The 15,755-nt window shown below is 55.3% G+C and carries 14 protein-coding genes; 5 read left to right on the forward strand and 9 right to left on the reverse strand.

What is annotated here, in order from left to right:
• The first annotated feature begins 12 nt into the window (after nt 1-12).
• Nucleotides 13-1,440, forward strand: coding sequence for a cell division protein FtsP (ftsP, locus tag F3J37_RS11405; protein ID WP_058961926.1), 1,428 nt, complete (start codon nt 13-15; stop codon nt 1,438-1,440).
• A gap of 156 nt (nt 1,441-1,596) precedes the next feature.
• On the opposite strand, the gene dkgA is transcribed toward ftsP, so the two are convergent.
• On the reverse strand, nt 1,597-2,424 hold the full coding sequence (gene dkgA / locus F3J37_RS11410) for a 2,5-didehydrogluconate reductase DkgA (RefSeq protein WP_166933461.1): 828 nt from the start codon (nt 2,422-2,424) through the stop codon (nt 1,597-1,599).
• A 205-nt stretch (nt 2,425-2,629) separates the two neighbouring features.
• On the opposite strand from dkgA, the gene F3J37_RS11415 reads away from it, so the two are divergent.
• Nucleotides 2,630-3,541: an AraC family transcriptional regulator gene (locus tag F3J37_RS11415; RefSeq protein ID WP_034828421.1), complete on the forward strand. Its 912-nt coding sequence runs from the start codon at nt 2,630-2,632 to the stop codon at nt 3,539-3,541.
• Here the strand turns inward: F3J37_RS11415 and F3J37_RS11420 are convergent, their stop codons facing one another.
• The 5 genes from F3J37_RS11420 to F3J37_RS11440 form a co-directional block, all read right to left on the reverse strand.
• Nucleotides 3,542-4,201, reverse strand: coding sequence for a DedA family protein (locus F3J37_RS11420; protein WP_034828422.1), 660 nt, complete (start codon nt 4,199-4,201; stop codon nt 3,542-3,544). It abuts the gene before it with no gap.
• 105 nt (nt 4,202-4,306) lie between these two features.
• Nucleotides 4,307-5,497 (reverse strand): cystathionine beta-lyase, encoded by a 1,191-nt coding sequence (gene metC, locus F3J37_RS11425; protein WP_034828423.1) that lies wholly within the window; start codon nt 5,495-5,497, stop codon nt 4,307-4,309.
• Between the two features lie 133 nt (nt 5,498-5,630).
• Nucleotides 5,631-6,917: a TRAP transporter large permease gene (locus F3J37_RS11430; RefSeq protein ID WP_034828425.1), complete on the reverse strand. Its 1,287-nt coding sequence runs from the start codon at nt 6,915-6,917 to the stop codon at nt 5,631-5,633.
• Nucleotides 6,918-6,932: 15 nt separating this feature from the next.
• Nucleotides 6,933-7,439 (reverse strand): TRAP transporter small permease, encoded by a 507-nt coding sequence (locus F3J37_RS11435; protein ID WP_166933462.1) that lies wholly within the window; start codon nt 7,437-7,439, stop codon nt 6,933-6,935.
• 49 nt (nt 7,440-7,488) lie between these two features.
• Nucleotides 7,489-8,463, reverse strand: a complete 975-nt coding sequence (locus F3J37_RS11440; protein WP_097118131.1) for a TRAP transporter substrate-binding protein — start codon at nt 8,461-8,463, stop codon at nt 7,489-7,491.
• 353 nt (nt 8,464-8,816) lie between these two features.
• On the opposite strand from F3J37_RS11440, the gene exbB reads away from it, so the two are divergent.
• From exbB to F3J37_RS11455, 3 genes are all read left to right on the forward strand, one after another.
• Nucleotides 8,817-9,545, forward strand: a complete 729-nt coding sequence (gene exbB, locus F3J37_RS11445) for a tol-pal system-associated acyl-CoA thioesterase (protein WP_205298925.1) — start codon at nt 8,817-8,819, stop codon at nt 9,543-9,545.
• Between the two features lie 5 nt (nt 9,546-9,550).
• Nucleotides 9,551-9,973 (forward strand): TonB system transport protein ExbD, encoded by a 423-nt coding sequence (gene exbD, locus F3J37_RS11450; RefSeq protein ID WP_034828432.1) that lies wholly within the window; start codon nt 9,551-9,553, stop codon nt 9,971-9,973.
• 182 nt (nt 9,974-10,155) lie between these two features.
• Entirely contained in the window at nt 10,156-11,478 is a 1,323-nt protein-coding gene (locus F3J37_RS11455) for an MFS transporter (RefSeq protein WP_166933466.1), read from the forward strand.
• 163 nt (nt 11,479-11,641) lie between these two features.
• Here the strand turns inward: F3J37_RS11455 and F3J37_RS11460 are convergent, their stop codons facing one another.
• Genes F3J37_RS11460 through F3J37_RS11470 form a run of 3 tightly spaced genes read right to left on the reverse strand, consistent with a single transcriptional unit; the run spans nt 11,642 to nt 15,737 of the window.
• Nucleotides 11,642-12,607, reverse strand: a complete 966-nt coding sequence (locus tag F3J37_RS11460) for a Csu type fimbrial protein (protein ID WP_166933467.1) — start codon at nt 12,605-12,607, stop codon at nt 11,642-11,644.
• Entirely contained in the window at nt 12,604-15,042 is a 2,439-nt protein-coding gene (locus F3J37_RS11465) for a fimbria/pilus outer membrane usher protein (RefSeq protein ID WP_205298917.1), read from the reverse strand. Before F3J37_RS11465 ends, F3J37_RS11460 begins: the two co-directional genes overlap by 4 nt.
• Nucleotides 15,039-15,737 (reverse strand): fimbrial biogenesis chaperone, encoded by a 699-nt coding sequence (locus F3J37_RS11470; RefSeq protein WP_337023451.1) that lies wholly within the window; start codon nt 15,735-15,737, stop codon nt 15,039-15,041. Before F3J37_RS11470 ends, F3J37_RS11465 begins: the two co-directional genes overlap by 4 nt.
• Nucleotides 15,738-15,755: the final 18 nt, after the last annotated feature.

Genomic DNA, 15,755 nt, shown 5'->3' on the forward strand with positions numbered 1-15,755 from the left:
GTCTGAAGTTTTATGTCTTGCAGCAGACGTCAGTTTATTCAGCTTTCCGCCGGTGTTGCGCTGGCGACCAGTAGCATGCCTTATGCCGCCTACGCTGCGGCTCCGATGGGCGATGTGCCGCTTCCTGTTCCGCCACTGCTTGAGTCTCGCCGTGGCCAACCGCTCTTTCTGACGCTGCAACGCAGCCATTGGTCATTTAGCGGTAATAACAATAAAGTGCCGGTCTGGGGTATTAATGGCCTGTACCTCGGTCCCACGGTGCGCGTCTACAGCGGCGATGACGTGAAGTTGATTTACAGCAACCGTCTCAACGAACCGGTGGCGATGACGGTAAGTGGATTGCAGGTGCCGGGTGCCTTAATGGGCGGTGCACCGCGCATGATGTCAGCCGGCGTTGACTGGGCGCCGGTATTGCCGGTACGTCAGGGCGCATCGACCTTGTGGTATCACGCCAATACGCCAAATCGTATGGCGCCACACGTCTACAACGGTCTGGCGGGCATGTGGCTGATTGAAGATGACGTCAGCAAAGCGCTGCCGCTGCCCAAACACTATGGCGTTGATGACTTCCCGCTGATTATCCAGGACAAGCGTCTCGATAACTTTGCCACGCCGGTTTATAACCCACCATCAGACGGCGGTTTCCTCGGAGATACGTTGCTGGTTAACGGCGTGCAGAATCCGTATGTCGAGGTGTCGCGTGGTTGGGTGCGTCTGCGCCTGTTGAATGCTTCGAACGCGCGTCGCTTTGATTTGAGCTTCTCGGATAATCGTCCGTTTACCGTGATTGCCAGCGATCAAGGCTTCCTGCCTGCGCCCGTTGCGGTGCAAACGCTGTCGCTGGCACCCGGTGAACGCCGTGAAGTGCTGGTGGATATGTCGCAGGGCGATGAAGTCTCGATTACGGCAGGAACTGCGGCGGGCCTGATGGATCGCCTGCGTGGTCTGTTTGAACCTTCCTCCATCCTCGCCAACACGCTGGTTCTGAGCCTGCGGCCAACCGGCTTACTGCCGCTGGTTACCGACAATCTGCCGATGCGTTTATTAGCGGATCAGATTCTGGATGGCGTGGCGGTACGCACGCGCGAATTCCGCATTGGCGACAGTGTGCCGGGCATCAATGGCGCACTGTGGGACATGAGCCGCATCGACACCACGGTGCAGCAGGGCACCTTTGAACGCTGGATTATCCATGCCGATCGCCCGCAATCGCTGCATATTCAGGGCGTGATGTTCCTGATCAAAAGCGTCAATGGCGCACAGCCGATGGGCGAAGATCGCGGCTGGAAAGATACGGTATGGGTGGATGGTGATGTGGAGTTGCTGGTGAGCTTCCCGCAGAGTTCGTCGGATCACTTCCCGTTTGTCTACTACAGCCAGACGCTGGAATTAGCCGACCGCGGCACGGCGGGGCAGTTGCAGGTCAATCCGGTGCCATAAGAAAAAAGGTGCGCAGCGATGCGCACCTTACAACAGATCGTCAAATCGACAGGGTCACGATTCATAGCAACCCGCGCATGACCGCATGGCTGTTGTGAAGCCAATACAGGCGAGCACGCATTGACCGTATCCGCCTGGCGGTTAAACGGTGCCGACTTAGCCGTTAAAGCTCTCCGGATCCGGCCCCAAACGATTTCCTTTATCCAGCTTAGTGATCTCGCTGATCTCGGGTTTTTCCAGTCTGAAGTCGAACACCTGGAAGTTTTCACGAATACGTTCCGGCGTCACCGATTTTGGAATCACCACTAATCCGCTATCCAGATGCCAGCGAATGACAATCTGCGCTGGCGTCTTACCGTATTTCTTCGCCAGTTCGCGGATGATCTCCTGATCGAATACTCCTTTACCGCCTTGCGCCAGCGGGCTCCAGGATTCGGTTTGGATCTGATGCAGTGCGTTCCAGGCATGCAGGGTGCGCTGTTGCAGCATCGGGTGCAGCTCAATCTGGTTCACCACCGGCGAGACGCCTGTTTCATCGATCAGGCGTTTGAGATGGGCTTCATGGAAGTTACAGACGCCAATGCTTTTGGTTAAGCCCTGCTGTTGCAGCTCAATCATCTTTTTCCAGGCTTCAACGTAGTGATCTTTTTCCGGGCACGGCCAGTGCATCAGATAGAGATCGACGCTCTTCAGTTGCAGCTTCTTCAGGCTGGTCTCAATCGCCTGCTGACCGTTCTGCTGGTCGTCATTCCACAGTTTGGTGGTAATGAATATATCTTCGCGTGCGACATCGGTGTCCTGCAGTGCCTGACCGACGGCTTCCTCATTTTTGTAGATGGCGGCGGTATCAATCGAGCGATAGCCTACTTTTAGGGCCTCGACAATCGCCGCCCGGGCATCCTCGATACTCGCTTGCCAGACACCGAGTCCGAGTTGCGGCATCATATTGCCGTCGTGCAGTTTGATAATGGGTTGCTCTGCCATAGTTGCTCCTTATCTGTCGCAGTGACTTACCGTAAAAGCGCTGTGGTTAAGTCTAGTCAACAAACTCAACCGCAGGATCATTGTGGCAATCACCTCGCCCTTTTACCCTGGTCATTTCTGCCAGAATCTTGCCTGATTCTGCTGAAGGGTGGAGCTTTGAGCAGCATTGCGGCACACTGATTTTTTTGCTGCCTGAGAGTGATCCATGCCGAACGATGCCCTTTGCCGCCAGCTGGCGCAGCGCGTAACCGCGCTAATGAATGATGCGCGTAAGCCGCTGTGCGCTGTGGAAAACGTCAAGCTCATCTACGCCTGCGAAACGCTTCCGCGCACGCCGATGATGTATCAACCCGGCATTGTGATTCTTTTTCAGGGACGTAAAACCGGTTATCTCGGCAGCACGGTGTTTCATTACGACGCCACGAAGTATTTGATGCTGACCGTACCGCTGCCGGTGGAATGCGAAACCGAAGCCACTCCGGAAGAGCCGCTGGCCGGCATGTGCCTGAGCGTGGATATCGCCAGCTTGCAGGATCTGTTGATGGATATTGGCGACGACGAACAATTTCAGCCGCAGTTGCAGACTTCCGGTATCCATTCGGCGTTTATGAGTGAAGAGATGCTGTGCGCTGCCGAGCGTTTGCTGGATGCGATGAGCCATCCGCGTGATGCGCGCGTGCTGGGCCCACAGCTGGTGCGGGAAATTATCTACTATGTGCTCACCGGCCCGATTGGCGGTGCGCTGCTGTCGCTGGTGAATCGTCAGACCCAGTTCAGCCAGATTGCGCGCGCCTTGCGACGCATCGAAAGCCATTTCGCCGAAAGTCTCAGCGTCGATATGCTGGCAGCCGAAGTGAACATGAGCGTTTCGGCGTTTCATCACAACTTTAAAGCCGTCACCCAAACCTCGCCGCTGCAATATCTGAAGCGCTATCGTCTGCATCAGGCACGATTAATGATGTTGCAGGATGGGATGAAAGCCAGTGCGGCAGCGGTACGTGTAGGCTATGAAAGCCCTTCGCAATTCTCGCGGGAGTTTAAGCGCTATTTCGGCGTGACGCCGGGAGAGGAAGCCAGCCGCGTGCGCCAAACGTTGCCGTTTGACGCCGCGTCTTAATCATATTTTCTGGCGGCGTTTTTTCCAGATCACCACGATGCTGCCGGTCAGACCGACAAACAGCAACACCATCGGCAGCACCATCAGCACCGCCATCACCTGATCTTCGTGACGCTTGATAAACGGCACCTGACTGATGCCATAGCCCATGGCGACCACAATCCCGACCCACAGCGCGCCGCTCAGCCAGTTAAACAGCTGGAAGCGCCCATTCTGTAAACCCGAAATGCCCGCCATGGTCGGCAGCAAGGTACGAACAAACGCCAGGAAACGCCCGACCAGCAGCGCCATCAAACCGTGGCGGTTAAACAGATTCCAGGCGCGCTGATGATATTGCGCCGGCAAATGCATCAACCAGCTTTTGACCATCCGCGTATTGCCCAGCCATCGCCCCTGTAAATAACTCAACCAGCAACCCAGGCTAGCGGCAGTGGTCAGAATCACCATGGTGGGCACGAAATCCATCACGCCTTTGGCAATCATGGCGCCTGCGAGCAGCAACAGGCTGTCACCCGGCAGAAAAGAGGCAGGCAACAAACCGTTTTCCAGAAACAGCGTTAAAAACATCACGCCGTAGACAATCCACACGACATCCGGATTGGCCAGCGCGGCAAAATCCTGATGCCAGAGCGCGTGAACAATCTCATGTAAAACACCCATCTGCTATCCCATCGAGTCACAAGGATTCTATTTTAACCATCTGTGGCATCGCAGACGTTGATCTCACCGATGCGGCACGAAATGGTTTAGGTTTTGTTTAAATATTTACTGTTTTAAGCGCGCAAAGCCCGCTTTCAGGTCGTTCAGCAGGTCATCAACGTGTTCAAGACCAATATGCAAACGCACCAGCGTACCGTCGAAATCGACGCCGCCTGCCGGACGAATCTCCGCCAGCTCTTCCGGTTGGTTGGCCAGAATCAGGGATTCATAGCCACCCCAGGAATAAGCCATGCTGAAATGGTGGAAGTGATCGAGGTAATTCGCCAGCTGCTCACGACTCAGTTTTTCATGCAGAATGAAGGAAAACAGTCCGCTGCTGCCGTTGAAATCGCGCTGCCAGAATTCATGACCTTTACTCTGCGCCAGCGCCGGATGGTTAACGCGCGCCACTTCCGGTTGTGCCGCCAGCCATTCGGCAACCTGCAAACCGCTCTCTTCATGCTGGCGCAAACGCGTACCGAGCGTGCGCAAGCCGCGACTGGCCATATACGCTGTATCGGCATCCACCATCTGGCCCATCAGGTACGAGTTTTCACGCAGCTGCGGCCAGCAACGTTCATTGGCGACGGCGGTGCCAATCATCGCATCGCTGTGACCAATAATGTATTTGGTGCCCGCCTGAATCGAAATATCGATGCCATGCTCCAGCGCGTTAAACAACACGCCCGCCGCCCAGGTATTATCAATCATGATGATCGCGTCGGGCGCTTTCGCACGCACGGCGGCGACGATGGCGGGAATGTCCTGCACTTCCATGGTGATGGAGGCGGGAGATTCGAGGAATACCACGCGCGTGTTCGGCTGAATCAGTTCACTGATTTCGCTGCCGATGCAGTGATCAAAGAACGTGGTGGTGACATTCAGCTTACTGAGAATTTTGGTGCAGAAATCTTGCGTCGGTTCATACACCGCGCCGCTCACCAGAATGTGATCGCCCGCTTCGACAAAAGAGATAATCGCATTGGATACTGCCGCTGCACCGCACGGATACAGCGCGCAACCCGCGCCGCCTTCCAGTTCGGTCATGGCGTCTTGCAGCGAGAAGTGGGTGAGGGTGCCACGGCGACCATAAAAAAGCTCGCCCGATGCACGACCTGCCGTCGCCCGTTTTTTGTCAGCAACCGTGTCAAAAACCAGTGAAGATGCGCGCTGAATGACGCTGTTAACTGAGCCCTGAGTGTAACGTTTGCTTCGTCCCGCGCTAACCAGCGTGGTATCAATTTTATTCGTTGCCATCACTGCCTTTCCTGACACTTACCACAAAACATTCACGTTACCACGAAACACCGCAGTGGGTTGACCCTGATTGCGGATTATCGGAGTCAGTCGATGAATTGGCCGGGCAAAAGCGCGTCCCTGCGATTTCGCGTTACATCACACCCATGACATGCGGCAGCCAGAGCGATAGCGCGGGCACGTAAGTGATCAGCATCAGGATGAAAAACAGCGTGACGTAGAAGGGCAGCATGGCCGTCACCACTTGCTCAATTTTCTGTTTACTGACGGCGCTGGCAACGAACAACACGGTACCGACCGGCGGGGTGATCAGACCGATACCCAGGTTGGTCATCATAATCATGCCAAAATGCACAGGATCGATGCCCAGACTGGTGGCAACGGGCAGCAAGACAGGGGTTAAAATCAGAATAATAGGGGCCATGTCCATCAAGGTGCCGATCACCAGCAGTAACACGTTGATGCACATCAGAATCACGTATTTGTTATCAGAGATGCTGGTGAAGGCATCGGTGATCATGGTCGGCAGTTGCATAAAGGTCATCACTGCGCCAAAGCCCGCCGCAAAGGCAATCAATACCATCACAATGGTGACGGTTTTGATGGTACGAAACACCAGAATATGCAGCTGATTCCATTTGAAATCGCGATAAATAAACATCGTGACAAAAAACGCCCACAGGCAGGCGATCGCAGCGGATTCCGAGGCGGTAAAAATGCCGGAAAGAATGCCGCCCAAAATAATGACGATGGTAAAGAGTCCCCAGAACGCATCGAAGAAGATTTTCACCGCCTGACGCAACGGAATGGCTTCACCTTTGGGATAACCGCGCTTGCGTGCGAACGCAAGGCACATCACCATCAAACAGAATCCCAGCATCAGCCCGGGGATAATACCCGCAACAAACAATGAGGATATGGTAACGACGCCACCGGTGGCCAGCGAGTAGATCACGGAGTTATGGCTGGGCGGCGTTAATACCGCCTGCACTGAACCGCTGGCGGTCACGGCGGCGGCAAAATCTCGCGGATAACCTTTTTGCTCCATTTGCGGGATCATCACCGACCCGATCGAGGCGGTATCGGCCACTGACGATCCTGAAATCGCGCCAAAAAATGTCGATGCCACGATATTCACTAACGACAAGCCCCCGCGGATAAAACCGACGAAGATATAGGCAAAGTTCACCAGACGTCGGGCAATCCCTCCCTCGGCCATGATCGCCCCGGCCAAAATGAAGAACGGAATGGTGAGGAGTGAAAATTTGTTTACCCCGTTGGTGATCTGAATCACCACGGCTTCCAGTGGCAAATCAATCCACCAGGCGCCAATAAAAGCGGCAAACCCCACGGCAAACGCCACCGGGAAGCCGACCAACAGCAGCAACACCAAACTACCAACCAGAATGAAAGCATCCATTTTAGTGCTCCGAATTTAGTGTGTGCCGCCCAGCGTCACTAGCGGACGCTGACTTTGATCGCCATTCAGTATTCGCTCGATCACAAACAGCAGCGTAAACAGCGCGCCGATAGGAATGGGCAGATACATTTCGCCATACGTCACAGCAGGCAAGGCCGCCAGCGGTTGAATCCACATGGCCTCGCACAAGCTGTAGCTGGCCTGCAGCAGGATGAGACACACCACGATCAGCAGCAGGTTGCACAGCCGTTGCGCCCATTTTTGCCCGGTTTCGGAAAGGCGATCGGTCACCATCGACACACAAATGTGTGTGCCTGCCCGCAATCCGACGGGCGCACCAATAAAGGTAAAGATGATCATGCAGACGATAGCGACCGGCTCCGGCCATGAGAGGGCACCGTTCAGCACATAGCGCGCGAAAATACCGATGGGTATCACCGTGACCATGATCAACAGGGCTACCGCCGCGATGCCCATGCACAACAGATAGAGCCCATCCATTAAACGGGAATATGCATTCATGCTTCGTTACCTGAGCAAGGCGCCACGCGGTCGCGCGGCGCTGAGAGGGTTATTTCACATCCGCAATCTGTTTCATCAGATCCTGATAATTGCCGCCAAACTGGTCGCGCACCGGTTGCGTGGCTTTCATAAAGTAATCGCGGTTGGTGTCCTGGAATGTCACGCCGCCGGCTTTCATTTTCTCCACTGACTGGGCGGTGTAAGTGGCCCACAGCTGGCGCTCTTCATCCTGCGCTTCCTTGCCGAGTTTCTTCAGTAGCGCCTGATCTTCAGCGGAGAGCCGTCCCCATGAGGCTTTAGAGAACAGGATCATCTCCGGCTGAATAAAGTGGCCGCTCAGGGTGTAGTACTTCGCCACGGGCAGATAGTTGTGGGCGACAAACGTCGGTGGATTGTTCTCTGTGCCATCGACCACGCCAGTTTGCATGGCGCTAAACACTTCGCTGACGCCCATTGCCACAGGATTGGCACCCATCGCTTTCAGCGTGGCCAGTGAAATGGCACTGTTCTGCACGCGAATTTTCATCCCCTGCAAATCTTCGGGTTTGGTGATGGGTTTTTTGGTGATCATGTTGCGTGTGCCCGCGTCGGTCCAGCCGAGGAACACCATGCGCGTGCGGGGATCGTTATCGAATTTCTCGACAATCTGTTTGCCGACATCGCCATCCAGCACCTTGTGCATGTGGTCTTCATCGCGGAACACATAGGGCAGGGTTAGCACACTGGTTTCAGGGGCGATAGTGGTGACAGGAGCCAGCGAGACGCGAATCATGTCAATCGCGCCGAGCTGAACCTGCTGCAGCGTTTGATCCTCATCGCCCAGCACGCCGCCAGCGTAGACCTTCAACTCTAATCGTCCTTGCGTCGCTTCTTTTAACTTATCGCCCATATGCTGCAGCGCGACCACAGTGGGATAACCGGCGGGCTGTACTTCCGCGACTTTTAACACTTTGGCGTGAGCACCACTCGCCAGCAGCATAACCAGAGAAGAGATTGCAATCGTGAGTCGTTTTTTAGATGTCATTATTATTGCTCCAGCTTGATGATCATTTGCGGTGTCAGGCACACCACAATCGGGAAGGGCTGGCTCAGAATAGTGAAATTGCGCTGGCGAAAAAGTGGTCAAATGTTGATTGGATGAAATACATCACATTTTGAAACGATGTTTTAATAAATTTTCAGTTTAGGTCACATTTGTAAAACATCAGCCAGCGCATCCATAAAAACCACATAGATTGTTGGAAATTGAAGCATTAATCGTTTGTAAATAGTAATGAGAACTACTATCACTTCGGTCAATTTTTTTGCTATGATCCGCGCTTCAATCGTGAACTGTGCAACAGAAGTTGGAGACGCAGCGTGGTAGCCAGTGATTTGATGCAAACGGACCTCTCCGTTTGGGGCATGTATCAGCATGCCGATATCGTGGTAAAAGTGGTGATGATTGGCCTGTTACTGGCCTCGGTTGTCACCTGGGCGATTTTCTTCGGCAAGTTTGCTGAGCTGAGCGGGGCGAAACGTCGCCTGAAACGCGAACAGCAGGCGCTGGGCGAAGCGCGTTCGCTTAATGATGCTTACCGCGCCGCTGAAAGCTTTAAAAGTCACAGCCACAGTGCGGTGTTGCTGAACGATGCGCAGAACGAGCTGGAGCTCTCTGCAGGTACCGAAGACCTTGATGGCATTAAGGAACGTACCAGCTTCCGCCTTGATCGTCGCGTTGCGGCATTCAGCCGTCATGCCGGTCGCGGTAACGGCTTCCTCGCTACCATCGGTTCTGTTGCACCCTTCATCGGTCTGTTTGGTACCGTTTGGGGCATCATGAACAGCTTTATCGGTATCGCTAAAACCCAGACCACCAACCTCGCTGTTGTGGCGCCGGGCATCGCAGAAGCGTTGCTGGCGACCGCGATTGGTCTGGTTGCTGCTATTCCTGCTGTGGTTATCTACAACGTCTTCGCGCGCATGATTGCCAGCTACAAAGCCTCATTGGGTGATGTTGCGGCGCAGGTGATGCTGCTGCAGAGCCGTGATCTGGATCTCGGCAATGTGGACACCGCGAAAGAAGCGACCCGTCCGGCAGCGGCACAGAAACTGCGTGTAGGATAAGTATTATGGCGATGCGTTTAAACGATGACTCGGTAGGCGATGGCGAAATGCATGAAATCAACGTGACGCCGTTTATCGACGTTATGCTGGTTCTGCTGATCATCTTTATGGTCGCCGCGCCATTAGCCACGGTGGATGTGCGCGTTAACCTGCCTGCCTCCACCAGCGCACCGCAGCCGCGTCCGGAAAAACCGGTTTACCTTTCTATTAAGGAAGATAAGCAGATCTATATCGGCAACGATGCGGTCACCAAAGAGACGCTGGTGAATGCGCTGACGGCGCAGACCGAAGGCAAGAAAGACACCACCATCTTCTTCCAGGCGGATAAGTCTGTGGATTATGAAACCCTGATGAGCGTGATGGATCAGTTACGCGAAGCGGGTTATCTGAAGATTGGTTTGATGGGCATGGAGACGGTGAAGAAATAAATCACCCCATCTTATCGCTCACAAGGGCCGCTATCGATAGCGGCCCTTTTTATTTGCTCCCGCCGTCAATGTTAATTTCTTGTTACTTTTGGTCTCACTTTTGTAAACTGCAATGGTGAAGCCGATCACATCTATTCCTGGCGCAACCCGCTACAACGGAAGAAAAACCCAGGAAGGACAATATGAGCGCGAGTCAATCTTTACAAAAGCCATCGCAAGGCGGTGCCAAAACCATCTTTAGCGTTACCAGTGGTAACTTTCTTGAGATGTACGATTTCATGGTGTTTGGCTATTACGCTACGGCGATCGCCAAAACCTTTTTCCCCGGAGATGATCCCTTTGCTTCATTGATGCTCACGCTGATGACCTTTGGTGCGGGCTTCCTGATGCGTCCGCTCGGCGCGATTATTCTCGGTGCCTACATCGACCATCACGGACGCCGTAAAGGGCTGTTGCTGACATTGGGCTTGATGGCGTTGGGCACACTCACCATCGCCCTGGTTCCGGGCTATGCCACGCTGGGCGCTGCCGCGCCGATTATGATCCTGCTGGGTCGTTTGCTGCAGGGCTTCTCTGCGGGCGTGGAGTTGGGCGGTGTGTCGGTTTATCTGTCTGAAGTGGCGCCAAAAGGACGCAAAGGATTCTATGTCAGCTGGCAGTCCGGTAGTCAGCAGGTCGCGGTGATCTTCGCTGCGCTGCTTGGCCTCGGTCTTAATCATCTGCTGGCGAAGGAAGCGGTCACCGAGTGGGGCTGGCGTATTCCGTTCGTTGTCGGTTGTATGATTGTGCCGTTCCTGTTCTGGATCCGTCGCATGCTGGAAGAAACCGAAGCGTTCAGCAAACGTAAACAACATCCTTCCATGGGACAGATCATGCGCTCGGTCGGTGAGAACTGGGCATTGGTGTTGGCGGGTATGCTGATGGTGGTGACCACCACGGTGATGTTCTACATGATCACCGCCTTCACCCCGACCTTCGGTAAAACCGTGCTGATGATGAGCGATGAGCAGAGTTTTATGGTGACGCTTTTTGTCGGTATCTCTAACCTGATTTGGTTGCCGGTGATGGGTTCGCTGTCGGATCGCATAGGACGTCGTCCGCTGCTGATCATCTTTACTATCCTGATGATTCTCACCACCTGGCCGGTGCTGCACTGGCTGGTGGGATCGCCCACCTTTGCGCATCTGGTGGAAGCGGAATTGTGGTTATCGTTCCTGTATGCCAGCTATAACGGTGCGATGGTGGTCTATCTGGCGGAAATTATGCCGGCTGAAGTGCGCGCCACCGGCTTCTCACTGGCGTATAGCCTGGCGACCGCGCTGTTTGGTGGCTTCACGCCAGCGGTTTCAAGCTACCTGATCCATGCCACGGGTGATAAAGCGATGCCCGGCGTGTGGTTGTCATTCGCGGCGGTGTGCGGATTGATCGGCACGCTGCTGATTGGCCGCATGGTGAAACAGTATCAGGCGCGCCATGGCGGCACGCCGGTGGGAGCTTCACTGTAACGCCCTGGCTGACAGCGGGCCTCATGTCAGCCTGTTAAGAAGCTATTCGAATAAAGCAGCCCCTTGTTGAAGGGGCTGCTTTTTTGTTTATGCAGATGTGTGGGTATGGTGCAGTGAAACGCAATCATCGGGCCTACAAACGACATCGTCGACCATGCCCTGCCTAAAACGACAGATCCACCACCACACTATCCGTATAACTTCCCGCCGCTGGCGTATTCTGCGTCGTCAGAATCTGCGCTGTATAGGTGAAGTTGCGCGTCACCAGATCCGCGTTCAGGGAGGTGGCGCTGGCGCTACTCCAGCGGTCGGTGCCAGTGGGTCCCCAGCGTGTCGTGGTGGTGGTGCCTTTATAAATGTCATAAGCCAGCCGGTTGGTACCGCTCGCCATCTGGCGCGTGGTGCCGCTGTAGTAGCTGCCATTGCTCAACCCCACAGTGAAGGTGCTGCCTTTAGAACACACCACGTTGATCGTCTGCTGCACCGTGGAGAAACTCCCCACCAGCGGTGCGCTGCCAAAACTCACGTTAGGCGCGGTGATGGTGGTGCAGTCGTTGGTGACAACAAGATTGACGGTAATCGGCATGGGGGTGCCGGTGCTGGTTTGTACTGTACCTACGCATAAACCTGCTACGTTCAACCCGGCACATACCGTATAGCTCACCGTGAGCGTAATCGTCGTCGTGTAACTACCTGCGGCAATCACCTGTCCAGGCACTGTGCGGAAATAAAGCGGAATATTGAAATTGAGCGTGCTGCCCAGTGTTAACAATGCCGATGAACTATAAACGTGGTTAGACCCCTGCGTGAGTTCGCTGGCACAAGCGCTGTCGATACACATCTGAATCGGAATGCTGTCCGTGCCGGTGCTGGCGGTTTTCAACACGGCACGCGTGCCGCTGAGATAGGTGGCAGTGGTAAAGGCGTAGGTGACATTATCGGTACCCAACAGCGAAAGCGTGCCTGTTCCACAGTTAACGTTGGTGATGCTGGAAGTGGCTTGCGCGGTAGACCCCACCGCAAAGGTGGTCACGGAACCAAAGGTTGCCGTCGGCGCTGAAAGCGTACAGGCCGCATAACTCATACCAGGCAGCAGAAACAGCGCCAGCAGCAAAAGAAACTTTCTCATGGTGAGATTCCTGACTGTGAATTATTGGCCGTGCTGACCGCCGAACCCGGCGACGGCGGCGGCAGATCGCACGTCAGCGGACCGTAGGTCTCCAGCGCTTTTGGCTGGCCGTCCGCAATGGTCAGCGTGGTATCACAACTGCGCCCATCAGGCGTCACGACATGAATCGGGTTTTCTGCGCTCAGATTCTCCATCCAGACAATGCCATCCCATCCGATATATTCCGTACCCTGATTCGGGCGCAACACCTGGCTGGAGATCGGCAACGGTTGCCCCTGTTTATCCTGTAGCACCACGCTGGCGGCACGCAGGCGCTCCACCGGGAAGTTCAGCAGGTAACCGCTTTTCCGTTTCACCGCGAAACGCTGTTCCACCTTCGGTGCGGTACGATCGGCAGGTAAATCCAGGGTATCGATATCGTATTTTGCGCCGTAGTAACTGCTGATCGATGGCACCAGCAAATAGCCCTGATTATCGGTGCGTCCCATTGCCTGGTTTTCATAGCGCACCGTGACATCCGGGTAATCGGTTTTCACCACCACAAATGCATCATTGATGTCGTTGGCGGCAAACACGCGGTTATCCATCAGCACCAGCGAACCGGTGAAATCGGCCCACTGCGTGGTGTTATCGTTATCGCCGTAGAACCCGGCAGAGGTGTCGATTTTGTTATTGCGATAGCGCAGGCTTGCCTGGCGGTAATCACCGCTGTCGCCACCCTGATTGGCCCAGGCCGCATCATACGCAAAGCCACCATCGGTCGGCATGGCGCGTGACACGTAGAGGCGCTGATTGTTGTTGCCCTGCTGATCGCGCTCGTAGCTCACCGAAGCACTGCTCTGCTCGCCGAATGGGATCACCAAAGAGATGGCACCGCTCCAGTCGCCCTGTTCCTGATCGCGGCTGGCGGAGATATACAGGCTGCTGTTACCCCACAGGTTTTTACTCCAGGACAGGTTCCATAAACGGGTGCGATCGCCCGATCCGCCGGCAATATCAAAGTAGGCCAGTCCCAGACTGCCGTATTGATTGAGTGACACGCTGGCGGTGTACTGCGCACTGCGTCGCGCCAGTGAGTAGCTGGTGTTGGCGCTGTCGCCCCGGCTGCCGACCAGCGCCAGATTGCCGTAATCGGCGGTGCGTAATACATGCTGGGTGCCGAGGCTAAACCAGCTGTTGTTATATTGATAACCCCAGCTGTATTGCGTGCCGGGTTTACCTTCCATCTGACTTTGTGCCAGCGCACCATTGACCACGCCCCAGCTGCCGAGCTTCACCAATCCCCCAGCGCCGCCGGTGGCCACGCTGTCGCTGCCTTCCGCATGGCTCTCCAGCGTCAGCCAGTCGGTTAACCCATAACGATAAGAACCGCTGGCTGCTGCTGCGCCATAGTCAAAGTTCTCCAGTCCGTAGTTTTCACGAATAGCACCGGCCGAGAAGGAGTAATCCGACAAACCCTGTCGCAGCAGGCTGCTGGAGACATAAAACGGCAGCGTGGTAGTGACCTGGCGCCCCACGGCATCGGTGGTGGTGATCACCGCATCGCCCGCGCCATTGACGAACGGCACATTGGTCAGCGACCACGGACCCGGCTGCACATTGGCTTGCGTGCTGCGATAACCGTTAATAAACAGATCGACGGAAGAGGGCACTGCGGCCTGGCCGGAAAACGCCGGTAGCGGGTAAGTGACCAAATCCGGTCGCACGCTGAAATCACGCGCGATCTGCACGCCGCCCAGACGCACGCTGTTACTCCAGCTCAGCGCATCGGTGACCAGATCCCCGGCGCGCCAGCTAATTGCATCGTTCTCATCTTCATTGCTGAACCAGGTATCGTAGCGAATGTATCCCTCTTGCTGGCCGCTGACACCGCCTTCAAGCTGTTGGGTATACACGCCATTAGTGGAGAATTGCCCGCTGGGGCCAAACACGCGCAGCTCATTCCAGCTCGACAGGCGGGAACCGGCATTATCGGTACGCGTGGCGTAAAAGTCGTAATTGAGCAGCGCACCGTTACTGGCTCGCCCCGGATAGCGAGGGCCGCGCTGATCTTTACCGATCACCTGGCCGGGCAGCCAGGCGGGCGGAACGGTGAGCAACAGGCGCTGACGGCGCTCGTCATATTCTGCTTTCACCTCCGCAAGTTGATTCACATCGATTTGCTCGCCCTGGAGTTTCTCCGCAGGGATACCGGCACGCTTTAAATCGCCACTGCGCAGCCAAAAGTCGCCGTTTTTACGCTCCACCGGCACGATATCGCCGCGCGCGTTCTGATTCACCACCAGCTCCAGCATGTACTGCTGACCGCTGGCGTTGTTCTCCAGCGCAGGGGGCGGTGGTAGTTCGGAAAAGGTCTCCGCGCTACTGATTTGAGGTAACAGGCATAGCACGCTAGCCACTGCCAACGTGCAGGGATGCAGCGAAAACGTCATCAACGCGCGGCCGCGCTGCTCCAGTGCCCTTTATTCACTTCTGCGGACAGCTCACCGCTCACGCTGCTGGTTAATGGCCAGCGGTTGCTGCTGTTTGCCAGTACGTAGCCAAACAGGCCATTGCCCAGGCGGCGACCACCAATGGTGACGTTACTCAGCCGCGCATGGCCATTGCCACGGTTGGTGAGTTCCAGCCAGCGTTTTCCACCACTGTCCACCTGTTGCCAGCTGAGTTGCGGCTTCGCACTGTCGCTGGTGACGCCGTTACCATAAACAAACAGCGGAACCGAATAGCGCATCTGGAAGGTTAATCCCGCCTGATTTTCGCCGGGCGTGCGTGGCGTAGGGATTTCATCCAGCACCACGCGGTAGGACATTTCGCGTCCCGCTTCCGGCGCGCCCTGCTTAATGAGTCGCACCAGCTGTTTCTGACCCGGTTCGAGGCGCACCATCGGCGGGCTGGCGACCACTTGCTGCTGAGTTTGATACTGTTCCTGACCGCCCACTTGCAGCCAGCTAAAGATGCGCACCTGCATCATGGTGGTGGCATTCCCACGGTTTTCCAGCCAAAGCTCACTGGCTTTATCATCGGGATTGATGGTGGGATCGATGGGCCAAATCATCAGCGAATTGGCAGCGTGGGCAGCAGGCATTAGTGCCATGATAAACAACAGTAACAGGGCGCGCAGGTTCATGATTTTTCATCCTTCTTTATC

The organism is Candidatus Pantoea communis (genome assembly GCF_011752685.1).
GTDB classification, from domain to species: Bacteria; Pseudomonadota; Gammaproteobacteria; order Enterobacterales; family Enterobacteriaceae; genus Pantoea; species Pantoea communis.

What these genes read in the sequence shown, in the direction of transcription:
- ftsP (WP_058961926.1), top strand. Translation starts at nt 13, where the DNA reads ATGTCTTGCAGCAGACGTCAGTTTATTCAGCTTTCCGCCGGTGTTGCG.
- dkgA (WP_166933461.1), bottom strand. Translation starts at nt 2,424, where the DNA reads ATGGCAGAGCAACCCATTATCAAACTGCACGACGGCAATATGATGCCG.
- F3J37_RS11415 (WP_034828421.1), top strand. Translation starts at nt 2,630, where the DNA reads ATGCCGAACGATGCCCTTTGCCGCCAGCTGGCGCAGCGCGTAACCGCG.
- F3J37_RS11420 (WP_034828422.1), bottom strand. Translation starts at nt 4,201, where the DNA reads ATGGGTGTTTTACATGAGATTGTTCACGCGCTCTGGCATCAGGATTTT.
- metC (WP_034828423.1), bottom strand. Translation starts at nt 5,497, where the DNA reads ATGGCAACGAATAAAATTGATACCACGCTGGTTAGCGCGGGACGAAGC.
- F3J37_RS11430 (WP_034828425.1), bottom strand. Translation starts at nt 6,917, where the DNA reads ATGGATGCTTTCATTCTGGTTGGTAGTTTGGTGTTGCTGCTGTTGGTC.
- F3J37_RS11435 (WP_166933462.1), bottom strand. Translation starts at nt 7,439, where the DNA reads ATGAATGCATATTCCCGTTTAATGGATGGGCTCTATCTGTTGTGCATG.
- F3J37_RS11440 (WP_097118131.1), bottom strand. Translation starts at nt 8,463, where the DNA reads ATGACATCTAAAAAACGACTCACGATTGCAATCTCTTCTCTGGTTATG.
- exbB (WP_205298925.1), top strand. Translation starts at nt 8,817, where the DNA reads ATGCAAACGGACCTCTCCGTTTGGGGCATGTATCAGCATGCCGATATC.
- exbD (WP_034828432.1), top strand. Translation starts at nt 9,551, where the DNA reads ATGGCGATGCGTTTAAACGATGACTCGGTAGGCGATGGCGAAATGCAT.
- F3J37_RS11455 (WP_166933466.1), top strand. Translation starts at nt 10,156, where the DNA reads ATGAGCGCGAGTCAATCTTTACAAAAGCCATCGCAAGGCGGTGCCAAA.
- F3J37_RS11460 (WP_166933467.1), bottom strand. Translation starts at nt 12,607, where the DNA reads ATGAGAAAGTTTCTTTTGCTGCTGGCGCTGTTTCTGCTGCCTGGTATG.